Origin of the sequence: Embleya sp. NPDC050493, assembly GCF_044458105.1 — a bacterium.
Taxonomy (GTDB): domain Bacteria; phylum Actinomycetota; class Actinomycetes; order Streptomycetales; family Streptomycetaceae; genus Embleya.
The window spans coordinates 147611-167377 of the sequence record NZ_JBITHP010000018.1 but is presented as its reverse complement, the minus strand read 5'-3'; the positions used below and the strand labels follow the sequence as shown (position 1 = coordinate 167377).

Here is a 19767-nt window from a genome sequence, read left to right as displayed (position 1 = left end):
GTTACCTGTTCCGGACGGACTCGGGACCACGCCCGGAAGTGTCACCGCCCGATTCCCCTTCGCGCGGCAGCGGGATCGGCCGGCTGCGCGTGTGGTGTCGCCGGTCGGTGTGATGCGTCGCCGGTGCGCGGGGGTACGCCGAAGGCGGTCAGGACGGTGTCGATGTAGGCGGACGCATCTTCGTCGTCGGGGGCCGCGTCGACCCGGCGCAGCGCTGCCGTGCCCAGGTAGACGGCGTAGGCCGCGGTGGCGATGTGCCGGGCGTGCTCGGGGGTCTGGCCGCATTCGACGAGGGTGTCGCGGATCGCGGCCAGGCGTCGACGGGTGACCCGCTCGGCCACCTCGCGCACGGCGGGTTGGTCGGATTCGACGAGCAGCAGCAGGGCGAGCGAGCTGCCCTGGGTGGATGCGAACGCGTGGTGGATGAGCACGCGCAGTCGGTCCGCCGGGTCGGGGACCGCGGCGAGCCTGGGCAGAACCTCCTCGGTCTGCACCCGCTCCCACCGTTCGAGGGCGGCGGCGAGGAGTGCGTCCCGGTTGTCGAAGAGCCAGTAGAAGCTCGACTTCGACGCCTGGAGCCGGGCGGCGACGGGCTCGACCGCGACCGCGGCCGATCCGCCCTCGGTGAGTGCGGTCAGCGCCGCGGCGGCCCAGTCGTCGCGGGTCAGTCGGGCGGTACGCGGCATGGGAACCCCTTGCTGTGATCGGCGCTGCGTTCGGTGCGTGGTCGGAGGGTGGTCGGCGGGTTCGACCCCGCCGTTCGTCTCGTGTGCGTTCCGCGCCCCGTCGGTTCTGGACGGTGCCGTATAGTCTAGGTCTGTACGGCACCGTACAGAACGGGAGAGTCGTGATGATCAACACTCATCGGCGCACCGTCGCCGCGTCCCCCGAGCGGGTGTGGGAAGTCCTCGCCCGGGTCGGCAGCCCGGGCGACCGGCTCTTTCCCCGGGAGTGGGGCGGTGTCGAGGCGCCCGAGGGACTTCGGCCCGGCGCGCCCTTCCACCATCGAGGCATGCACTGTCGGATCGAGGCGGTCGAGCCCGAACGCCGGTTGTGGATCGCCTTTCCCCCGGAGCACGGCGGCGAGCACGGCTTCACCCTCACCCGAGCGCCCGGCGGCGGAACCACGGTCACCCACACGCTGCACACCCGCCCGCGCGGCACCGACCGCGTGCTCTGGCACCTGGCCGTCGGGTCGATACACAACGCGGTGATCGAGGCCGTCCTGGACAACCTCGAACGCACCGCCGGTGACGGCACCCTCGCCCGGACCGGGCGGCACCGGCACCGCTACGCCCGCCTGTTGCGCAAGGTCGCGGGGCGCAGCCGCAAGCGGGCGGCGAAGATCGGCGGCGCACCCGACTCGGCGCTGCAACGACTGCTCCCCGTCTACGACTTCCGCAGCGATCAGCGGCGCCGCATCCACGCCGATCCGGAACGGGTCTGGGCGGCCCTGGAGTCCCTGACCCCGGACGAACTCCCGATCACCCGCGCGCTGCTGCGCCTGCGCTCGGCCGGCCGTCCGCGCAGCATGGCCGCCCCGTTCGCCGGCGACGGCCCGATCCCCACCCTGGTTCGCGAGGAGGGCCGCGAGGTGGTCTGCGGCAAGGTCGGCCAACCCTGGCATCTGCGCCCGGTCACCGCGCCGATCCCGGCCCGCGACCCGGACGCGTTCGCCGCGTTCGCCGATCCCGGCTGGGTCAAGGCGGCGATGAGCATCCGCGTCGACCCGGACGGCGAGGCCACCGTGCTGTCCGCGGAGACCCGGGTCAGGGCCACCGATGCCGCGGCACGCCGGATCTTCGCGTGGTACTGGCTGTTCATCCGGATGGGCGGCGCCGGCTTCATCCGCCTGGAGATGCTCCGCGCCGTGGCCCGTCGCGCGGAACAGGCCGCCCCGGCGTGAACCCCGGGCCGGCGAACCCGAGTCGGAGCCGGGGCCGGCCGCGCCGGACGGGCCTGAACCGGGGCCGGGCCCGGCCGAGACGGTACGGTCCGCCGGGCCGCGAGCCCCGGGCCGCGAACCGCGCCGGGCGCGACCGGTCGGGGCGGGCTCCGTCGCCCGCCCCCGACGACACCGACTACGGACGCACGTACGGCCGGGTCATGATCTCCATGTTGTGGCCGTTCGGGTCCTCGAAGTACGCACCGCGGCCGCCGAAGAGGTCGTTGGTCCCGCCGGGCCGGGTGTGGTGCGGATCGGCGTAGTAGGTGACCCCGAGCGCCTCCAGTCGGGCGATCATGCCGTCGAACTGCTCGTCCGGCACCAGGAATGCGTAGTGCTGGGACTGGATCGGTTCGTCGTTCTTCTCGTAGTAGTCGAGCGTCACGCCGTTGCCGAGTTCGACGGGCACGAACGGTCCGAACGGGGCGCCGACCTTCAGGCCCAGGATCGTGGCGAAGAACTCGGCCGCCGCGTGCCGCTCCTTGGCGTAGATGGCGGTGTGGTTCAACTGCACCGTGGTTATCGGGAGTTGCGGTTGCTGCTGGGCGTGCGTCATCGTCGGAAGCCTCTCCAGGTGTCGAAATCCGTGCGGACGGGCGCCGCACAGGGGCGCCGGAAGCGAGGAAACGGAGAGGGAGGGGCGGGGCTCTGGCCCGCCTCGAACTCACGCCGAGGCCGGGCGCCTCACTCGTGAATGGCCCATGGCCGACCCGGCAGTCACCCGACCGACGTTAACGCCGGGATCGGCCGGAGGCAACCATCGGGTCCGCGGTCGCGTCCCGTGCGGCCGGATGGCCGCGGCGTATCACCATGGCGCCCGCGAATCCCGGGACGGGGCCCGGCGGAGCCCCGGTGGGAACCGGGGCCGAACGCACGCCACGCCGGCTGATTCGCCCGATTTGTCGCGTGAGCGGGCTACATTGGCCCGGAGGAGGCGGATCTTCGCAGCGGACCAGGCGCCCAAAGATCCGATGCGACGTTGCCCAGACTGCTGTTCGCCACCAAGGATCCGGTCGGCCGACGGCTGATGGTGCTCGGGCTGCTCCGCGGCGCGGTCACCGCAGCCCTGTTGCTGGTCCTGTACTACGTGCTGCCGTTGGACCGTCGACTCGACCTCGTCGCCGGCCTCGGGCTCGCCGCCGGACTGCTCGTGTTCGGCGGCATCGTGGCCTGGCAGATCGATGCGATCATGCGCGCCGACCGGCCGCGACTGCGGGCCGTCGAGGCGCTGTCCGTCTCCCTGCCGTTCCTTCTGGTGCTCTTCGCCGCGACGTACTACCTGATCGGGTCGGACCGCGCGGACGCCTTCACCGAAACGTTGAGCCGTACCGATGCGCTCTACTTCACGATCACCGTCTTCTCGACCGTCGGCTTCGGCGACATCGCGCCGTCGTCGGAGGTCGCACGCGTGGTGGCGATGATCCAGATGCTGGTGAACCTGGTCGTGCTGGGCGTGATCGGGCGGGTCGTCCTGGGTGCCGTGCAGATCGGCCTGCGCAGACGGTCGAGCACACCGAGGCCCGACACCGACGGCACCACCGACACCGACGGCACCACCGACACTGCCGATGCCCCCGACTCCGATCCGCCGGGCACGTTCTCGGATCCGACCCGGCCCGACGGGTAGGCGGATCGGCGCCGGCCGGGCGTGCCGGATGGGCGCACCGCGCGGCCGGCGAGGGGCCCGGCGAGCGGGCCCGACGCACCACGGATCACCGGGGCGGAGCCCGGATGTCCAGGCGCCGCTTGGGTGGTTTACGAACGTAAATCGAACCGCTCGAACGCGTTGCGTTCGTTACTTCCGACCGGCTTCCTTCCGTGTGTCGGCCATTCCGGAAAGATCTCGACCGGCACAAGATGGTGCCCGTCGTTTCCGGCTCGTCGGAACGGTGGACAAGCCCGCAAGGAGAGGAAGCGACGATGAACGACGCCCAGGTCACGTACGGAAGCTATCTGCGCCTGGACACGCTGCTGTCCTGCCAGGAGCCGAGGACCGAAGCGCACGACGAGATGTTGTTCGTCGTCATCCACCAGGTCTACGAACTGTGGTTCAAGCAGATCCTGCACGAAGTCGCACTGCTCCAGCGGCAACTGGAGGGCGGCAACGGTGCGGGCTCCCTGCACACGGCACGGCGGGTCGCCAAGATCCTGAAGACGGTCGTCGGCCAGTTGGACGTCCTGGAGACCATGACGCCCCGGCAGTTCGCCTCCTTCCGCGACGCGCTCGGCACCTCCAGCGGGTTCCAGTCGGCGCAGTTCCGCGAGTTGGAAGCCGTGCTCGGGCGACGCGAGTTCGGCGGATACGAGACCGGCGAGGACGAGGGGCTCAAGGCCGCCGCCCATCGCCCGTCGGTGTTCGACTCGCTGCTGCGGCACCTCGCGGGGCTGGGATACGCGGTCCCCGAGCACGTCCTGGCGCGCGACACGAGCATCGCGTGGCGACCCGATCCGGACGTACAGGAAACCCTCAAGGCCGTCTACATCGACGAGACCGGACACGGGGCACAGGTCTGCGAGGCCCTCGTCGACATCGACGAGGGCCTCCAGGAGTGGCGCTACCGGCACATGAAGATGGTCGAGCGCACCATCGGTGCCAAGATCGGCACCGGCGGCTCGGCCGGCGCCGCCTATCTGCGCTCCACGCTGTTCTCCCCGGTCTTCCCGGACCTGTGGGAGGTCAGGTCCCAGGCCTGAGCCGCACGCGACGACCGGGCCACAGCCGCCGCGCGCCGCCGACGCCGGGCTACTCCGTGCGCAGCGCGGTCGCGGTGCGCGCCCGAGCCGCCCAGCCTGCCGGAACGGCCGCGCCCAGGACCGCGATCACCACGCCCGCGAGTCCCAGCAGGATCAGTTCCGGCGGGCTGTACACGTCGAGGATGCTCGGCGGCAGGTTGGTGCCGGCGGCATGTCCCATCACCGGGAGCACGTAGGCGTGCAGCGCGAATCCCGCGGGCACGCCGATCAGCCCGCCGAGCAGACCGATGCCGGCCACCGAGGCGAGGACCAGGCCCAGGGTCTGCCTCGGCGTCATGCCCACGGCCTTGCACACACCGATGTCGTGGACCCGCTCGCGGGTGTCCAGGACCACCGAATTGAGCACCCCGAGCGCCGCCACGGCGACCAGCATCAGGGTGAGCAGGGCGGCCATCGCGTCCAGGACCAGGATCAGGCCCTCGGCCTCGGACGGGGAGTTGACCAGCACCTCGCCGCCCGACGGACGCAACACCGCGCCCAGTTGTTCGGCGTACTGGGCGGGCCGCACGCCCGACTTCGGCTCGACCAGGTACACGTCGGGACGGGCGGCGGCGAAGCCGGCGAGGTCGGCGTGGATGCGCTTGCCGTCGTCCGAGGTGTCGAACGCCTCGCCGACGATCCGAAGCGTCTGTGTGTCGCCCCGATACGTCACCCGAACCGTGTCACCGATCCGGGTGCCGGTGCGGTCCAGGAAACGGGTGGGCACCACGGCCTCGCCGGGACCGCCGAGCCAGCGCCCGGAGATCATCTCGTAGCGGCCGGACCGCGCATCGCCCTGATACAGGGTCGCCCGGACCGAACCGGCGATGCCGGCCACGGTGACCTCCGTCTGGGCCAGGCCGTAGTACGAGGCGGTGCCCGGCTGCGCCTCGATCGCGGCGCGGATCCGGGCAGGATCGACGGCGGGCCCGGCGGCGCCGCCTTCCCCGGGACGCGGCTGCCCGCCCGGTTCACCGGGCCCACCGTGTACGGCACCGCCGATGACGGTGATCGCGGCACGGTCCTCCGGATCCTGCGCCTTCGCGACCGCGTTCAGGGACGACGTCAGCCCCACCGCGAAGGTCGCCGCGACCGTGCCGAAGGCCACCGCGAGCAACATCGCGATCATCCGCACCGGATGCGCGAACGGACTCGCGAGCCCGTACGTCACCGCCCGCGGCAACGGCAGCCTGCCCGCCGCGCGGTGCGCCCATCGACCCCGCCCGGTACGCTGTGCCCGGCCGATCGCGATGGCCTCGACCGTACGCAGCCGACCGGCCCGCAGCGCCGGCACCAGCGCCGCGACCGCGACGACGAGCAACGCGGCGGCGGGCACCACGACATCCACCCACCAGGCCACCGACAGCGAGGTGTCCCCGTACACCTGCTCGGTGTCCGCCAGCAGCGGCAGCGCCATCAGGTTGCCCAGCGCCACGCCCAGCGCGATGCCGACGCCGGCCGGGATCAACGCCTGGGCCACATAGGCGCGGACGACCTCGCGCGGGGTGAACCCGATCGCCTTGAGGATGCCGATCCGGCGCAGCCCGGTACCGACCGCGCCGCTGACCACGCTGCCGACGATGATCACCGACATCGCGATGCCGAGCGCGCCGAACGCCATCAGGAACGGGATGGTCGGTGCGGCGTTGCGGTCGGCGGAGCGCTTGGTGTCCAGGTACGACTGGCTGCCCAGCAGTGCGCCGGCGGGGACCGCGGCGGTCAGGCGAGCCCGGGCGGCGGCGATGTCGCCGCCGGTGCCCGCCGCGGCGAAGCGGTAGAGCATCTGCGTGGTGAGCGGGCCGGCCGCCGAAGCCAACGCGGTGACCTGCTCGGGCGTGGCCCACGCGTCGGCGGTCCGGCTCGCGGACATGGCGATCCCCACGACGGTCAGGGTCGGTGCGTCCGCGGCGTCCGATCCGCGCAGCGTGGCGCCGAGTTCGAGGTCGGGGCCGGTGAAGGCGGCGGACAGGACGATCTCGCCCGTGCGGGTCGCCCATCGGCCGGACCTCAGGTCCAGGTCGTCCACGTCGGCCTCCGGACCTGACCGCCCGACCACGGTCAGCGCCGGCGGATGCCCGCCGTTGCGGTCCACCGGACGGATCGTTGCCACCGGGAACGGTCCCGCGGTCGCGGTGACTCCGCTCGACCGCCCGGTCGCCTGCAACTGCGCCGCACTCACCGCGGCCGGGTCGAACTGCACGCTCAGGTGCGCGCCGTGCTGGTGCGCGAAGGCGTGGTCGAAGGGTGCGCTCGCGGCGACCATGAGCGATCCGGCGACCACGGCCGAGGCGACGGCCATCATCGTGGCCAACGCGACCACCAGGGCCTGCACCCGCCGCCGGCCCACCCCGGCGCGTACCACCCGGCCCAGCGCGCCGGTGCCGAAGCCGCTCATCGCAGGGCCTCCGCGTTCGTGTCGAGCGCGAGGTGTCCGTCGACCAGATGGATCGTGCGGCTCGCACACGCCCGGGCCAGCGCCAGGTCGTGGGTGACCAGCACGATGGTCTGACCGTCCCGGTGCAGATCCACCAGCAACTCCCGTACGTCGTGCCCCGATGCGGTGTCCAGCGCACCGGTCGGCTCGTCCGCGAGCAGCAGCGCGGGCCGATTCACCAGGGCCCGGGCCACCGCGACCCGCTGGCGTTCGCCGCCGGACAACCGGCCCGGGTAGGCGCCGGCGTGCCGTGCGATGCCCAGTACCTCCATCAGCTCGTCGGCGCGGGCCGCCGCCTTGCGTCGGGAGGTACCCGTCAACTGGGCGGGGAGGCGGATGTTGTCCTCGACCGTGAGGTCGTCCAGCAGATTGAAGAACTGGAAGACCATGCCGATGTGTTCGCGGCGGAAGTGGGCCAGCGCGTGCTCGCTCAGTTCGTCGATGCGGCGCCCGGCCACGGTCACCGTGCCCGCGCTCGGCCGGTCCAGGCCGGCGACCAGGTTGAGCAGCGTGGACTTGCCGCTGCCGGAGGGGCCGGTGATCGCGAGCGCCTCGCCTCGCGCGACGCCGAGGTCGAGCGGTCCGAGCGCGGGCGCGCCGGCGCTGTCGTAGCGCTTGGCCACGCCCGCCAGTTCGATCACGTGGGTCATGGGATTCGTCCGTCCTTACCGTCGGGAGGCGCCGTGTCCTTGCCGGCCCAGCGAACGTAAGGGCGGCAGTCGAGCCGGCGCGTCGGCCGGCCAACCGACATTCGGCCCTTCCCGCGGAGGACCCGGGCACGGGGTCATCCCTGCGAAGTACTCCGTGGAGACCGGTCCTTGGTCGTGCAGACGGATGCGGCCCCGGGTGGGCCGGTCGCACAATGAACCGGTGAATACGCAAGAGGAGCCGGCGACCCGGCGCGGATGGCGGGCGCGACCGGCCCTCGCGCTGCGCCAGGAGCCGGGGCAGGGCCCGCTCCCGCGCCGGGCGTTGCGCGTCGACGCGGTGTTGGCGGTCGCGCTGGCCGTGCTCGCCCTGATCGTGGCGGCTCGGTATCCCGACAGCGGGCCGATCCAGGACGCGCGGCATGCCGGTCCCTTCGAACCCCCGGAGCCCCCGCTGCCGCGAGAGATTTGGATGCCGGAGGAACGCTCGCCCGTGCCCTGGCCGCTCGTGCTGCTCTCCGCATTGCCGCTGCTCGTGCGACGTCGATATCCGCTGACCGCGTTCGTCGCGGTGTTGTGTGCGGCGGTGGCCGTCGGTGAGGACGACGCGTCCTGGATCAACGTGCTGACCTGCGTGATCGGCGCCTACAGCGCCGTCGTCTACAGCCGCTATCGGCTGCGCGCGGTGTGCGTGTTGGTGGGCGCCGCCGTGCTGGCGGGCATCGCGTTCCGGGACTCGGCCCCGATCCTGCCGGGCTGGTCGAGTCCGGGCTTCGTGCTGCTGGTCGCGGGGGCTTCGGCCGGGTTGGTGCTGTTCTGGCGACGGGAGTCGACCGCGAGTCGCGATCGGTACACCCGGCTTCAGCAGGCCCAGCACGAGGCCATGCGCCGGGCCGTCGAGGAGGAGCGCTCCCGGATCGCCGCCGAATTGCACGACGTCGTGACGCACAATGTCAGCGTGATGGTGATCCAGGCGGGCGCGGCGCGCAAGGTGATGGACGCAGCGCCGGAACGCTCGAAGGAGGCGCTGCTCGCGGTCGAGGCCGGCGGCCGGGCGGCGATGGCCGAACTGCGCCATGTGATGGGGCTGCTCGCCGCCGACGACCACGAGCACCCCGACGACCTCGAACCCCAGCCCGGACTCGACCGGTTGCACGAGCTGATCGAGCGGGTACGCGCGGCTGGGACACCGGTGCGCGTCGCGATGTCGTTGCCGCCGGACCCGCTGCTGCCCGGGGTGGACCTGGCCGCGTATCGCGTGGTGCAGGAGGCGCTGACCAATACGATCAAGCATGCGCCCGGCTCGACCGCGAGTGTCGTCCTCGGCTACGCCGACGACTGCCTGGAGATCGAGGTCACCGACACCGGTGGTGCAGCCGGTGGCCCGACGATGGACGGCAACGGCCGCGGGCTGATCGGCCTGCGCGAGCGGTTGGCCCTCTACGGTGGCGAGTTGACCGCCGGCCCGACGCTCACGGGCGGGTATCGGATCCGGGCCCGAGTCCCGTGGCGGACCGCGTGAACCGGCCCGCGCTGCGCGTGGTGATCGCCGACGACCAGGCACTGGTGCGGACCGGGTTCGGGATGATCCTGGCCTCGGACGGAATCGAGGTGGCGGCCGAGGCGGCGAACGGCACCGAGGCGATCGCCGCGGTGCGGCGCACCCGGCCCGACGTGGTGCTCATGGACATCCGCATGCCGCAGATGGACGGCATCGAGGCCACCCGGCGCATCCTGGCCGACGCCGGCTCGGCCGGCACCCGGGTGATCATCCTGACCACCTACGACCTGGACCACTACGTGTACGCCGCGCTCACCGCCGGGGCCAGCGGCTTCCTGCTCAAGGACGTCACGCCCGAGCAACTGGTCGCCGCCGTGTGCCTGGTGCAGGCCGGCGACGCCCTGCTCGCGCCGACCATCACCCGCCGGCTGATCGAGCGCTTCGCCCACCGCGACGAGCCGCGCGCGACCCCGCCGCGCGACCTGTCCGAGTTGACCCCGCGCGAACTGGAGGTGCTGCGGCTGCTCGCGACCGGCCTGAGCAACGCCGAACTCGCGGAGCGTCTGTCGCTGAGCCCGACCACGGTCAAGACGCACATCGGCCGCATCCTGTCGAAACTGAACCTGCGCGACCGGGTGCAGGCGGTGGTCCTGGCCTACGAGACGGGACTGATCGCGCCGGGCGGCGGCGCCTAGCCTCGCCGGGCGGTCCGGCGGTCCGGCGGTCCGGCGGTCCGGCGGTTTGGCGGCCGCGCGGTCGGGCGATTCGGGGGTGGGTCGGGTGGCAGGCCGCCCGGCCGATCCCGGCTGCGCCGGCCCGTGCGCCCCTATGCTGCCGATCATGGGCAGCGTTTTGCGAATACCCGCGTGGATGCCGCGCGGTCAAACCTCGGACGTGGCGCTCGCGGCCGCCGTGGGCGTGCTCGTGGTGGCGTTCACGCTCGTGGACATGGTGCCGATGGACAACACCGACCTGGTGGGCCTGGTGCCCGTCGTCGGTGCGTGCGCCGCGTTGTTCGTGCGCCGGGACCACCCGATCGCGGTGCTGCTGCTGACGCTGCTGGCGAACGCGGTGTACTACCCGTTCGTGGTGACCGACGGCCCGATCTTCGTGACCTTCGCCGTGGCGCTGTACAGCGTGGCGGCCCAGGGGCATCTGGTGATCGGCACGATCGTGGGTGGCGGCTTCGCCACCGCGATCGGCATCTCGGAATACGAGAGCGGCAAGAACCACCTCGCGGACGCCGCGCTGTTCCTGCTGTACGGCTGGATCGTCGCGGTGATCGCGCTCGGCGGCATGCTGCACAACCGCAACGCCTTCCTGGCCGAGGCGCAGCGCCGCGCCGCCGAGGCCGAGCACACCCTGGAGGAGGAGGCCCGACGCCGGGCCGTGGAGGAACGCCTGCGGATCGCCCGGGAGTTGCACGACGTGCTCGGCCATCACCTGTCGCTGATCAATGTGCAGTCCGGCGCCGCCCTGCACGGCTTCGCGCGCGCTCCGGACCGGGCCGAACAGGCACTCGACGCGATCAAGCGGACCAGCCGCGACGCGCTGCGCGAACTGCGCGAGACCCTCGGCGTGTTGCGCCAGGTGGACGAGGAGGCGCCGACGGCACCCGCGCCGAGCCTGGCCGCCCTGGACGAGCTGGTCGCCCACCTGGGTCGGGCCGGCGTCCAGGTGCGCCTGGAACTCCCGCACGGAATGCGACCGTTGCCGCCGGCGGTGGACCTGGCCGCGTATCGGATCGTGCAGGAGGCGCTGACCAATGTGACCCGACACTCGGGAGCGGCATCGGCCGTGGTGCGGATCGAATTCGAGGAGAGGCGAGTGCGGGTGCGGATCGACGACGAGGGACGCGGAGGCGGGACGGGATTCGGTACCGGTTCGGGGGAACCCGGCGGGGGCGGCCGTGGTCCCGGCAGCGGGGTCGCGGGGATGGGCGAGCGGGCTCGGGCGCTGGGCGGGGAGTTCGCCGCCGGGGCGCGGCCCGGCGGCGGGTACCGGGTCAGCGCCGCGCTGCCGCTGCGTCGGGAGGGCGTGGCGTGATCCGGGTCCTGCTCGCCGACGATCAGGCGCTGGTCCGGGCCGGCCTGCGCTGGATCCTGGACAACGAGGACGACCTCACCGTGGTCGGCGAGGCCGGCGACGGCGCGGACGCGGTCCGGCTCGCCGGCGAACTGCGCCCGGACGTGGTGCTGATGGACATCCGGATGCCGCGCGTGGACGGCCTGGAGGCGGCCCGACGGATCATCGCCGACGCGCGGCTGGCCGAGGTCCGGGTGGTCATCCTGACCACGTTCGACCTGGACGAGTACGTGTACGGTGCGCTGCGTGCGGGCGCGAGCGGCTTCCTGGTCAAGGACACCGAACCGGTCGAACTGATTCACGGCGTACGGGTGGTCGCGCGCGGCGACGCGCTGATCTCGCCCACGATCACCCGCCGGCTGATCGCCGAGTTCGCGGGCCGGGTCGCGCCGCCGGAACCCGACCCGCGGGTGGGGGTGTTGACCGATCGCGAACGCGAGGTGATGGCGCTGGTCGCGGCCGGATTGTCCAACGACGAGATCGCGGTGCGGCTCGGGCTGAGCCCGGCGACGGCCAAGACGCACGTGAGCCGGATCATGACCAAGACCGAGGTCCGCGATCGGGCCCAACTGGTCGTGCTGGCCTACGAGTCGGGAATGGTGACGCCCGGCTGGCTGGGCTGACCGACCCCGACTCGGGTCCCGGCCCGGCGCTCGATGCGGGGCCCGGCCTCGACCCGGGTCGGTCGGGGCCCCGTCGGAGATCGATCACCGGTGATTCGGCGGGGTTTCGGCGGTTTCGGGAGGCGACCCACAACCGGGGGTGTACACCGGTCGCAACCGTGGGGGTATGCGCCGATCCGGCGGGCTCACCGGGGGCGTCCGCGCGTACCGTGCCTGGGCAGGACGTTCGACGGCGATCCCGCCGAGAGGCTTGTGGACAGCGCAACACCACGTCCCCGAGCCCTCCGGCGGGAGCACATCATGTCCGAGTCCCCGGTTTCATATCCCTCGCCCGGCGTCGACGCCGATCCACCGCCTTCGCGCCGCGCCCATCGCCCGAGCGTGTTCGAGCGCATCGCGAGCTGGGCCCACCGGCGTCGCAAGGCGGCCCTGCTGGTGTGGGTCGCGGTGTTGATCGCGGTGAGCGGCGTCGCGATGGCGGTGGGCAGCGACTACCACAACGACTTCTCGCTCCCGGGCACCGAGTCGCAGCACGCCGCCGACACGTTGAAGCGGCACGGCGCCACGCAGGCAGGCGACAGCGTGCAGATCGTCCTGCACGACAGGACGCCGGTGTCCGCGCCGGCGACCCGCGATCGGGTCGAGCGCATGCTCGGCGCCGTCCGCGGCCTGCCGCACGTCGCGGAGGTACGCAGCCCGTACGCCGACGCGGGCGCGGTCTCCCGGGACGGACTGACCGCGTACGCGACGGTGACCCTGGACGGAGTGGGCACCGACGTACCCAAGGACGCGGTGCGCAAGATCATCGACACCGCACAGGACGCCGAGACGCGCGACGCGACGTTGCGGGTGGAACTGGGCGGCGACCAGATCCGGGGTGCCCAGGAGGGCGGCGGCGGGGCGGCCGAGGGCGTGGGCATGCTCGGCGCACTGATCGTGCTCGTGTTCCTGTTCGGTTCGCTGGTGGCCGCGGCCGTACCGCTGCTGACCGCGATCTTCGCGGTCGGCAGCACCCTCGGGGTGGTCGTGCTCGCGTCGCACACGGCCGACATCGCCGACTTCACACCGCCGGTGATGCTGCTGGTGGGCCTGGGCGTCGGGGTGGACTACGCGCTGCTCATCTTCTCCCGCTACCGGGCCGAGCTGCTGCGCGGCGCGGACGCCGAGCAGGCGACCCGGCGCGCTCTGGACACCGCCGGTCGGACCGTGTTCTTCGCGGCCTGCACGGTGATCATCGCGCTGCTCGGCCTGGTCACGCTGGGCCTGGGCTCGCTGCGGGGCGTGGCGCTCGCGGTGGCCCTGACCGTACTGATGACCATGCTCGCGTCGTTGACCCTGCTGCCCGCACTGCTCGGCCTGTTCGGCAAGCGCATCAAGCGCAACGTCGAGCGGCGCGCGGCGAAGGCGAAGGTGGCCGAGGGCACCAGGTGGCGTGCCTGGGCGGCAGGGGTGCAGCGGCGCCCGTGGATCGCGCTGATCGTCCCGGTCGTCGCACTGGTCGGGTTGAGCGCACCGGCGGTCGACATGCGGCTCGGCTTCGCGGACGCGGGCAACGACGCGGCGGCCAAGACCAGTCGGCAGGCGTACGACCTGCTGGCGGACGGGTTCGGGCCCGGCTTCAACGGGCCGCTGTTCGTGGTCGTCGAGGGCGACGGCGGCGCCGCGGAGCGTACCCGGGCGACCCTCGAAGGCACGCCGGGCATCGTCGCGGTCAGCCCGGTCCTGCCGTCCGGCGACCCGAGTGTGTCCACGGTGATCGCCTACCCGAAGTTCGCACCGCAGGACGAGGCGACCACCGAACTGGTCGAGCACCTGCGCCGGGACGTGATGCCGACGGTGGAGCGGGGCACCGGCGCGACCGTCCTGGTCGGCGGCGGCACGGCCGCGGTCGAGGACTTCGCGGCCAAGGTGGCCGATCGACTGCCGCTGTTCGTGGCGATCGTGGTGGGCCTGTCGTTCGTGCTGCTCCTGTTGGTCTTCCGGTCGATTCTGGTGCCGCTCAAGGCGGCACTGCTCAACCTGCTCAGCATCGGCGCCGCGATGGGTGTGATCACGCTGGTCTTCCAACACGGCATGTTCGGCGTGCAGGAGGGACCGATCGAGGCGTTCATCCCGGTGATGATCTTCGCGATCGTCTTCGGACTCTCGATGGACTACGAGGTCTTCCTGGTCGCCCGCATCCACGAGGAGTGGCAGCGCACGCAGGACGCCGGGCACGCGGTCCGCGAGGGGCTGGCGACCACGGGCCGGGTGATCACCGCCGCGGCGGCCATCATGATCGTGGTCTTCGGCGCCTTCGTCCTGAGCGAGGACCGCATGCTGCAACAGTTCGGCTTGGGCCTGGCGGTGGCGATCCTGCTCGACGCCCTGGTGATCCGCTGCCTGATCGTGCCCGCGGTGATGCGTCTGCTCGGCCGCAAGGCCTGGTGGCTCCCCACGTCGCTGGAGCGCGCCCTGCCGACGATCGCCCTGGAACACGGCTGACTGCCGGCGCGCGCCGTCCTCGACCAGTCGCAAATGACTTGCTATTGCGAGTAGTTTGCAACAAGGTTGCCGGTTGTCACCGACCGCCCAGGACGCGGAGCCACGCCATGCCTCAGCTGTTGCCGGACGCCGGACCGCAACGCGTCATCGCGGCCTCGAACTTCGTCTACACCGTCGGAAGCGGTCTCTACCTGACCGCCGGGGTGCTGTACTTCACCGAGGATGTGCACCTTCCGGCCACACAGGTGGGACTCGGACTCGGCATCGCCGGCTTCGTCTCGCTCGCCGTGGGCATCGCCGCCGGCCACCTCGCGGACCGATACGGCGCGCGCGGCGTCTACGTGAGCACGCTGGTCGTGCGCGCGCTCGCCACGGCCTGCTTCGTCCTGGTGGACGGCTTCTGGCCGTTCGTACTCGCGGTGGGCACGGCCACCGGGGCCCAGGCGGCCGGGCTGGCCGCGCGCAGTCCGCTGATCAGGCGCTACGGAGGGGAGCGACCGCAGGAGTTCCGTGCCCATCTCCGCGCCGTGACCAACATCGGCATCTCCCTCGGGGCCCTCCTGGCAGGCTGGGTCGTCCAGGTGGGCAGCCACACCGCCTACCGCCTCCTCGTCGTCGGCGTCGCGATCGCCGTCGGCGCCGCCGCGGTGATCGTCGCCTTCGTGCCTCCGGTGACACCCGGGCCCGCCGCCGAGGGCCCACGCCGGGTTGCCCTTCGGGACCGCCCGTACCTGCTGCTCACCGCCCTGGACGGCGTCATGGCGATCCAATTCAAGGTGCTCACCGTGGCCATCCCGCTCTGGCTGGTCGCGGCCACCACCGCCCCGCGCTGGCTCATCTCGGGAACCATGCTGATCAACACCGTCATCGTGATCCTGTTCCAGGTGCGGGCCAGTCGCAGCATCGATTCCCCGGCGGCCTGCGGCGGCGCCTACCGCCGCTCCGGCGTGGCGTTTCTGGTCTCCTGCGCGCTGATCTCGCTGTCCGCGGGGATCCCGACATGGGCGGCCGCGACGCTCCTGACGGTCGCGGTGGTGATCCACACCGTCGGCGAACTGTGGCATTCCGCCGGGGGGTTCGAGTTGTCGTTCGCACTCGCGCCGGAACACGCCACCGGCCAGTACCTCGGCGTGTTCGGCCTGGGAGCCGGTCTGGCCGAAGCCCTCGGGCCGGGCCTGCTCATCTCACTGTGCATCACCTGGGGACGCCCCGGATGGTATGTCGTGGGAGCGCTGTTCGCCCTGACGGGACTGGCGGTACCCCTCGCCGTGCGCTGGGCCGAGCGACGAGAACTCGGCCGGCCCGCGCACGTCGAGGCGGCGTGGAAGGAGTCGACCGCCTGATCGCCTCCGTGTTCGGGTGCCGAGGTGGTCAGTCGGGCGCGGTGCGGGTGAGGTGGTCGAGCACCAGCCGTCCGCGGGGGGAGATGCGGTAGCCGACGGCCAGGCTTTCGGTGAGGCCGCGTTCCTTGAGCTTGCGGACGTCCGCCTTGAACCGGGCCGTTTCCCGGCCGAGGCCGGCCGCCAGGTCGGGTGCGCGTACGGCCGGGTTGGCGTCGATCAGTTCCAGCATCGCGGTGGTCCACGGCCCGCGTCCGCTGCGCGCGTCCAGGCGGCGCAATTCCGCGACGATCCCGTCGAGGTCCGCCGTCGACAGGTCGGTGTCCCGGCGTAGGTCCACGCGCGGGTCCGGGCCAGCGAAGCGCAGGTCGACCCGGTACAACTGCCGATCTTCGCCCGGGCGTTGGTCGGCGAGCAGCTCCGTACGGCCGGGGTAGCCCGCGCGCCGGGCGTCCCGGTCGGAGACGCGGTCCTCCGGCACAACCTCCACCTCGCCGACCTCCAGCACGCCGACCCGGGTGCGCAGCCGGGTGCCGGGGCGTACGGCCGGTCTGCGCCACCGTCGAAAGGCCAGGTCGACCTCGCCGGCCGCGATTTTGGTCAGTACCTCGTGTCTGAACAACAACGCCAACTCCGGGTTCTGGAGATCGTCGGCCCACCGGTTCCGATGTGGTGCCCGTACGGCAGGTACCGCACACCCCGTGTCGATCGGCCGGCGGCTCGCGCGGAGAATCACGACTCATTGGCCAATGGGTACACGGCATGCCCGCCGGCAAATGCCAAGCTTCGGGATCTTCCCGGCGGCCGATCTTTCGCCGGTCGAGGGCGAAGACATAACCGGCTCGGTCTACCACAGGAACTCGTCCTCGGCATTGAGCGCAACGCCGGAGTCGGCCTCGAGTACGGGTGAGATCCCGAGTCGTTATCCCGTCGTCCATTTTCGAGGGGGCCGGACTTCGGGGTATGGGTGTACGATCTCCCCGCTCCCAGGAAGGGGATTCTCAACAATGGCTCAGCGCGTAGTCACGCTCTACACCGATGACGTCACCGGCGAGACCGGTGAAGACATCGCGACCCACACTTTTGCGTTGGATGGCGTCACCTACGAGATCGACCTCGGTGAGGACACCTATCAGCAGTTGCTGGACAAGCTGGCGCCCTACTTCGGTGCCGCTCGCAAGACCGGTACCGCCGCCCGCCGCGGCCGCAAGGGAGCCCGTACCACCGGTCAGGGCCCGGACCCCGTGAAGGTCCGTGAATGGGCGAGGTCGCAGGGCATCGAGGTCAATGCGCGCGGTCGGGTTCCCGCGGATCTCATCGAGAGGTACCAGGCCGCGCACTGACGGCCGTCAATCGTTCGCGGGCCCCACGGTGTTCGCGGCGGCCGCACCGCGGCGGGACTTTCCCGCGCGGGCGATGCCCGGCATCGCCCGGATACGACAACGACCCGGATACGACCACGACCCCGCAGGCGCTCCCGCCGGCGGGGTCGTCGTCGATCCGGTGATCCCGCGCACCGCGAGTGTGCGGACCGGCATCGGCGCAGGAAACGCGCCGGCCATCCGGGAAGGGAAGTTCGGCCGGGCATTGGCATGGCGAACTCGGCTTCTCCGGAGGCTATTCGAAGCCGCTGCACCGCTGCCTTTCCGGTAATTCGACGACATTGGTTGCCTCCCGGCGCTTGTTTGTGATCCATAAAGCGGGCGGGCGGCGACCCGGATGAAAGTTGTCCGGTCGGTCGGATACCGATCGGTTGCCGTTCGGTCGGCGGCGCCCGATCGCATCGTCGTGCGACCGACCGACGGCCGACGACCCCGACTCGGGATCCGGCCCGCCTCGAACTCGCCCCCGCTGTCGCGGTGAACGCATCGGCGGTCGAAACGCTCCGGTGAATCGGGTCGCGGACGGCATGTGGATGCGGCGCCGGCTCGCTATCTTGGGCCGGCGCGGGGGACGCGGTGAGCGGACCATTCCGACCGAAGGAGTTGCACGTGTCGACGGATCCTGCCCCGACCGAAGCCGAGGTGATCGCCTTCCGGGACGCCGCGGAGTTCGGGGACTGGTTGGAGGCACACGGCGACCGCGGTGTCGGAGTGTGGCTGAAGATGGCGAAGAAGGGATCCGGCATCCCGTCGTTGACCAGTGACGAGGCGGTCGATGTCGGCCTGTGCCACGGCTGGATCTCGGGCCGACGCAAGTCCTACGACGAGGTCTACTACCTACAGAAGTACGTACCCCGCCGGCCGCGCAGTCGCTGGTCGCGGGTCAACGTGGCCAAGGTCGAGGAGTTGACCGCGGCGGGGCGGATGCGGCCGTCCGGCCTGGCCGAGGTCGAGGCCGCGAAGGCCGACGGGAGATGGGCAGCCGCCTACGAGTCCCAGCGCGACGCCACCGTCCCGCCCGACCTCGCCGCGGCCCTGGCGGCGAGCCCGCGGGCGGCGCGGGCGTTCGAAGCGTTCGGCAGGACGCAGCGGTACGCGGTGATCCTGACCCTGCTCACCGCGCGCACGCCCGCGACCCGCGCGGCTCGGCTCGCGCGGGCGATGGCCACGCTCGAAGCACGCGACGAATCCTGAACCGGCCCGGCGCCGGGCCGCACGGGACCGCGTGGTGGAGCGGTCCGGCGAAGCGGCCGGAACGCGGGCACCGCACGGGGTTTCGCCGGCCGGGAATGATTCGCCGAGGAGGTGGGTTGTGCAGGTGTCGGTGAGGGTGTGCCCCCGGGCCCAACCATTGCCGCCGTGGAATACCGCTCGGCCGGAGCCACGGTGTGCCTTCCGCCGTGAGGCGGCCACCCTCACCGACCTCGATCTCGACGGCGCCGCCCACCCCTCGTGGGGCGGCGCCGTTTTTTGTGGCCGACCCCGGTCCCATCGGGCTCCGTCGGACGGGGGTCAGGCGTCGGCGGCGATCCGAAGGGTCGCGGTCAGGTGCGTGGGTGCCTGCGGGTCGCTCACCAGCGGCCGGGAGATGCGGGCGGTCTCCACGCAGACGAACTCCCGATAGCCGTCGTCGGGCACATCGGCCATCGTGCGGGTGAGTTCCGCGCCCGGGTTCCACACGACCACGTCGCTGTGCCCGGCATGGTGCACCTCGACGACGCGCTTCCCGGCGGGATCGTGCAGCCGGCTCACCTCGTCCGGGCGGGTGTAGATGCGGTCGATCCGGTCCGGGAAGGACAGCCCGTCCCGGCCCGTGGCCGGGTCCCGATCGGCGTCCGCCTCGACGTCGAGGACCTTGTCGACGTAGTGCCCGTCCAGACCGGTGACCCGGACGCCGTCGAGGTCGCCGACGCGCAGGTAGGTGTGCAAAGCGGCGGTGCTCTCGAAGTCGCCGCGGGCGGTCAGCTCGATCCGGCACTCCCGCCGCCCCAGGGCGAAGCGGGCGACCGCCTCGAAGGCGAACGGCCAGTACGCCCGCGACTCCTCGCCGTCCCGCAGGACCAGACCGACGTGCACCCCGTCGTCGTCCTCGCGGCAATCGAGCAGCGTCCACGGCAGGATGCGGGCGAACCCGTGGTTCGGGCGGCCCGCCGGGCCGAACCACGGCCAGCAGATCGGCACGCCGCCGCGCACCGCCCGACCCTCCTCGAAGGCTCCGGTCTCGCTCAGCCACAACACCGGCTCCGCGCCCTGCGGCTGCCAGGCGAGGAGGTGCGCACCCTGGAGGGCGATCGCGGCACGAACGTGCGGGTGGTCCAGTACGACCACATCCAGCGCGCCGAGCCGGCGCAGCGTGAGGTCGGCGTCGAGGCGCCGGACGACGGGAAGGGCGAATACGTCTTCGGGCACGTCAAGGCCTCTCGCGTTCGTCGGGGCGCCGCCGCGCACTGAACTCGCACTGAACCCGCCACGATGCCACAGCCGCACCCGCGGACCGTGACCACCCCGCCGGCGAGTCGGACGACTCCGGCGCCGGCCTTCGCCGAGTGGGCAACTCCCGCGCCTCGGAAAGGAAGCCGGGCTCGTATCGGTG

General features: G+C 72.0%; 17 protein-coding genes. 11 read left to right on the top strand and 6 right to left on the bottom strand.

What is annotated here, in order from left to right; genetic code table 11:
• Positions 1-41 precede the first annotated feature (41 nt).
• Complete coding sequence (locus ACIBM5_RS30055; protein ID WP_396009672.1) at positions 42-686, bottom strand: TetR/AcrR family transcriptional regulator; 645 nt, start codon at positions 684-686, stop codon at positions 42-44.
• 164 nt (positions 687-850) lie between these two features.
• Here ACIBM5_RS30055 and ACIBM5_RS30050 point away from each other — a divergent pair, with 164 nt between their 5' ends.
• Positions 851-1906: an SRPBCC family protein gene (locus ACIBM5_RS30050; protein ID WP_396009670.1), complete on the top strand. Its 1056-nt coding sequence runs from the start codon at positions 851-853 to the stop codon at positions 1904-1906.
• Positions 1907-2081: 175 nt separating this feature from the next.
• Here the strand turns inward: ACIBM5_RS30050 and ACIBM5_RS30045 are convergent, their stop codons facing one another.
• Positions 2082-2501 (bottom strand): VOC family protein, encoded by a 420-nt coding sequence (locus ACIBM5_RS30045; protein ID WP_396009669.1) that lies wholly within the window; start codon positions 2499-2501, stop codon positions 2082-2084.
• Positions 2502-2924: 423 nt separating this feature from the next.
• On the opposite strand from ACIBM5_RS30045, the gene ACIBM5_RS30040 reads away from it, so the two are divergent.
• Together ACIBM5_RS30040 and ACIBM5_RS30035 are read left to right on the top strand one after the other, a co-directional pair.
• Complete coding sequence (locus ACIBM5_RS30040) at positions 2925-3572, top strand: potassium channel family protein (RefSeq protein ID WP_396009668.1); 648 nt, start codon at positions 2925-2927, stop codon at positions 3570-3572.
• A 230-nt stretch (positions 3573-3802) separates the two neighbouring features.
• Complete coding sequence (locus tag ACIBM5_RS30035; protein WP_391584479.1) at positions 3803-4639, top strand: tryptophan 2,3-dioxygenase; 837 nt, start codon at positions 3803-3805, stop codon at positions 4637-4639.
• A 49-nt stretch (positions 4640-4688) separates the two neighbouring features.
• Here ACIBM5_RS30035 and ACIBM5_RS30030 read toward each other — a convergent pair whose 3' ends face one another.
• Complete coding sequence (locus ACIBM5_RS30030; protein ID WP_396009667.1) at positions 4689-7073, bottom strand: FtsX-like permease family protein; 2385 nt, start codon at positions 7071-7073, stop codon at positions 4689-4691.
• A complete protein-coding gene (locus tag ACIBM5_RS30025; RefSeq protein ID WP_396009666.1) occupies positions 7070-7762 on the bottom strand; it encodes an ABC transporter ATP-binding protein in 693 nt (230 codons plus the stop codon). The genes ACIBM5_RS30030 and ACIBM5_RS30025 overlap by 4 nt, the downstream gene beginning before the upstream one ends.
• Positions 7763-7946: 184 nt before the next feature.
• Between ACIBM5_RS30025 and ACIBM5_RS30020 the strand changes: the two genes are divergently transcribed.
• The 6 genes from ACIBM5_RS30020 to ACIBM5_RS29995 all read left to right on the top strand — a co-directional run bounded on the left by ACIBM5_RS30020 (position 7947) and on the right by ACIBM5_RS29995 (position 15795).
• Positions 7947-9281 carry a sensor histidine kinase gene (locus tag ACIBM5_RS30020; protein ID WP_396009664.1) on the top strand — a complete coding sequence of 445 codons (1335 nt, stop codon included), beginning with the start codon at positions 7947-7949 and terminating at the stop codon, positions 9279-9281.
• Positions 9266-9955 (top strand): response regulator, encoded by a 690-nt coding sequence (locus tag ACIBM5_RS30015; RefSeq protein WP_396009663.1) that lies wholly within the window; start codon positions 9266-9268, stop codon positions 9953-9955. Before ACIBM5_RS30020 ends, ACIBM5_RS30015 begins: the two co-directional genes overlap by 16 nt.
• A gap of 145 nt (positions 9956-10100) precedes the next feature.
• On the top strand, positions 10101-11306 hold the full coding sequence (locus ACIBM5_RS30010; protein WP_396009662.1) for a sensor histidine kinase: 1206 nt from the start codon (positions 10101-10103) through the stop codon (positions 11304-11306).
• Positions 11303-11968: a response regulator gene (locus tag ACIBM5_RS30005; RefSeq protein ID WP_396009661.1), complete on the top strand. Its 666-nt coding sequence runs from the start codon at positions 11303-11305 to the stop codon at positions 11966-11968. The genes ACIBM5_RS30010 and ACIBM5_RS30005 overlap by 4 nt, the downstream gene beginning before the upstream one ends.
• Before the next feature lie 300 nt (positions 11969-12268).
• On the top strand, positions 12269-14452 hold the full coding sequence (locus ACIBM5_RS30000) for an MMPL family transporter (RefSeq protein ID WP_396009659.1): 2184 nt from the start codon (positions 12269-12271) through the stop codon (positions 14450-14452).
• Positions 14453-14559: 107 nt separating this feature from the next.
• Positions 14560-15795, top strand: a complete 1236-nt coding sequence (locus ACIBM5_RS29995; RefSeq protein WP_396009658.1) for an MFS transporter — start codon at positions 14560-14562, stop codon at positions 15793-15795.
• A 28-nt stretch (positions 15796-15823) separates the two neighbouring features.
• Here the strand turns inward: ACIBM5_RS29995 and ACIBM5_RS29990 are convergent, their stop codons facing one another.
• Positions 15824-16417 (bottom strand): hypothetical protein, encoded by a 594-nt coding sequence (locus ACIBM5_RS29990; protein WP_396009657.1) that lies wholly within the window; start codon positions 16415-16417, stop codon positions 15824-15826.
• A gap of 382 nt (positions 16418-16799) precedes the next feature.
• Here ACIBM5_RS29990 and ACIBM5_RS29985 point away from each other — a divergent pair, with 382 nt between their 5' ends.
• Positions 16800-17135, top strand: a complete 336-nt coding sequence (locus tag ACIBM5_RS29985) for an Lsr2 family protein (protein WP_020548332.1) — start codon at positions 16800-16802, stop codon at positions 17133-17135.
• Between the two features lie 648 nt (positions 17136-17783).
• Positions 17784-18368, top strand: a complete 585-nt coding sequence (locus ACIBM5_RS29980; protein WP_396009656.1) for a YdeI family protein — start codon at positions 17784-17786, stop codon at positions 18366-18368.
• Positions 18369-18686: 318 nt separating this feature from the next.
• Here ACIBM5_RS29980 and ACIBM5_RS29975 read toward each other — a convergent pair whose 3' ends face one another.
• Positions 18687-19583: a D-hexose-6-phosphate mutarotase gene (locus ACIBM5_RS29975; protein WP_396009655.1), complete on the bottom strand. Its 897-nt coding sequence runs from the start codon at positions 19581-19583 to the stop codon at positions 18687-18689.
• Positions 19584-19767 lie beyond the last annotated feature (184 nt).

Bases quoted from the DNA above. Each gene is read 5' to 3' on its own strand.
- ACIBM5_RS30055 (WP_396009672.1), bottom strand. From the start codon at position 686: ATGCCGCGTACCGCCCGACTGACCCGCGACGACTGGGCCGCCGCGGCG.
- ACIBM5_RS30050 (WP_396009670.1), top strand. From the start codon at position 851: ATGATCAACACTCATCGGCGCACCGTCGCCGCGTCCCCCGAGCGGGTG.
- ACIBM5_RS30045 (WP_396009669.1), bottom strand. From the start codon at position 2,501: ATGACGCACGCCCAGCAGCAACCGCAACTCCCGATAACCACGGTGCAG.
- ACIBM5_RS30035 (WP_391584479.1), top strand. From the start codon at position 3,803: ATGGTGCCCGTCGTTTCCGGCTCGTCGGAACGGTGGACAAGCCCGCAA.
- ACIBM5_RS30030 (WP_396009667.1), bottom strand. From the start codon at position 7,073: ATGAGCGGCTTCGGCACCGGCGCGCTGGGCCGGGTGGTACGCGCCGGG.
- ACIBM5_RS30025 (WP_396009666.1), bottom strand. From the start codon at position 7,762: ATGACCCACGTGATCGAACTGGCGGGCGTGGCCAAGCGCTACGACAGC.
- ACIBM5_RS30020 (WP_396009664.1), top strand. From the start codon at position 7,947: ATGCGGCCCCGGGTGGGCCGGTCGCACAATGAACCGGTGAATACGCAA.
- ACIBM5_RS30010 (WP_396009662.1), top strand. From the start codon at position 10,101: ATGGGCAGCGTTTTGCGAATACCCGCGTGGATGCCGCGCGGTCAAACC.
- ACIBM5_RS30000 (WP_396009659.1), top strand. From the start codon at position 12,269: ATGTCCGAGTCCCCGGTTTCATATCCCTCGCCCGGCGTCGACGCCGAT.
- ACIBM5_RS29995 (WP_396009658.1), top strand. From the start codon at position 14,560: ATGCCTCAGCTGTTGCCGGACGCCGGACCGCAACGCGTCATCGCGGCC.
- ACIBM5_RS29985 (WP_020548332.1), top strand. From the start codon at position 16,800: ATGGCTCAGCGCGTAGTCACGCTCTACACCGATGACGTCACCGGCGAG.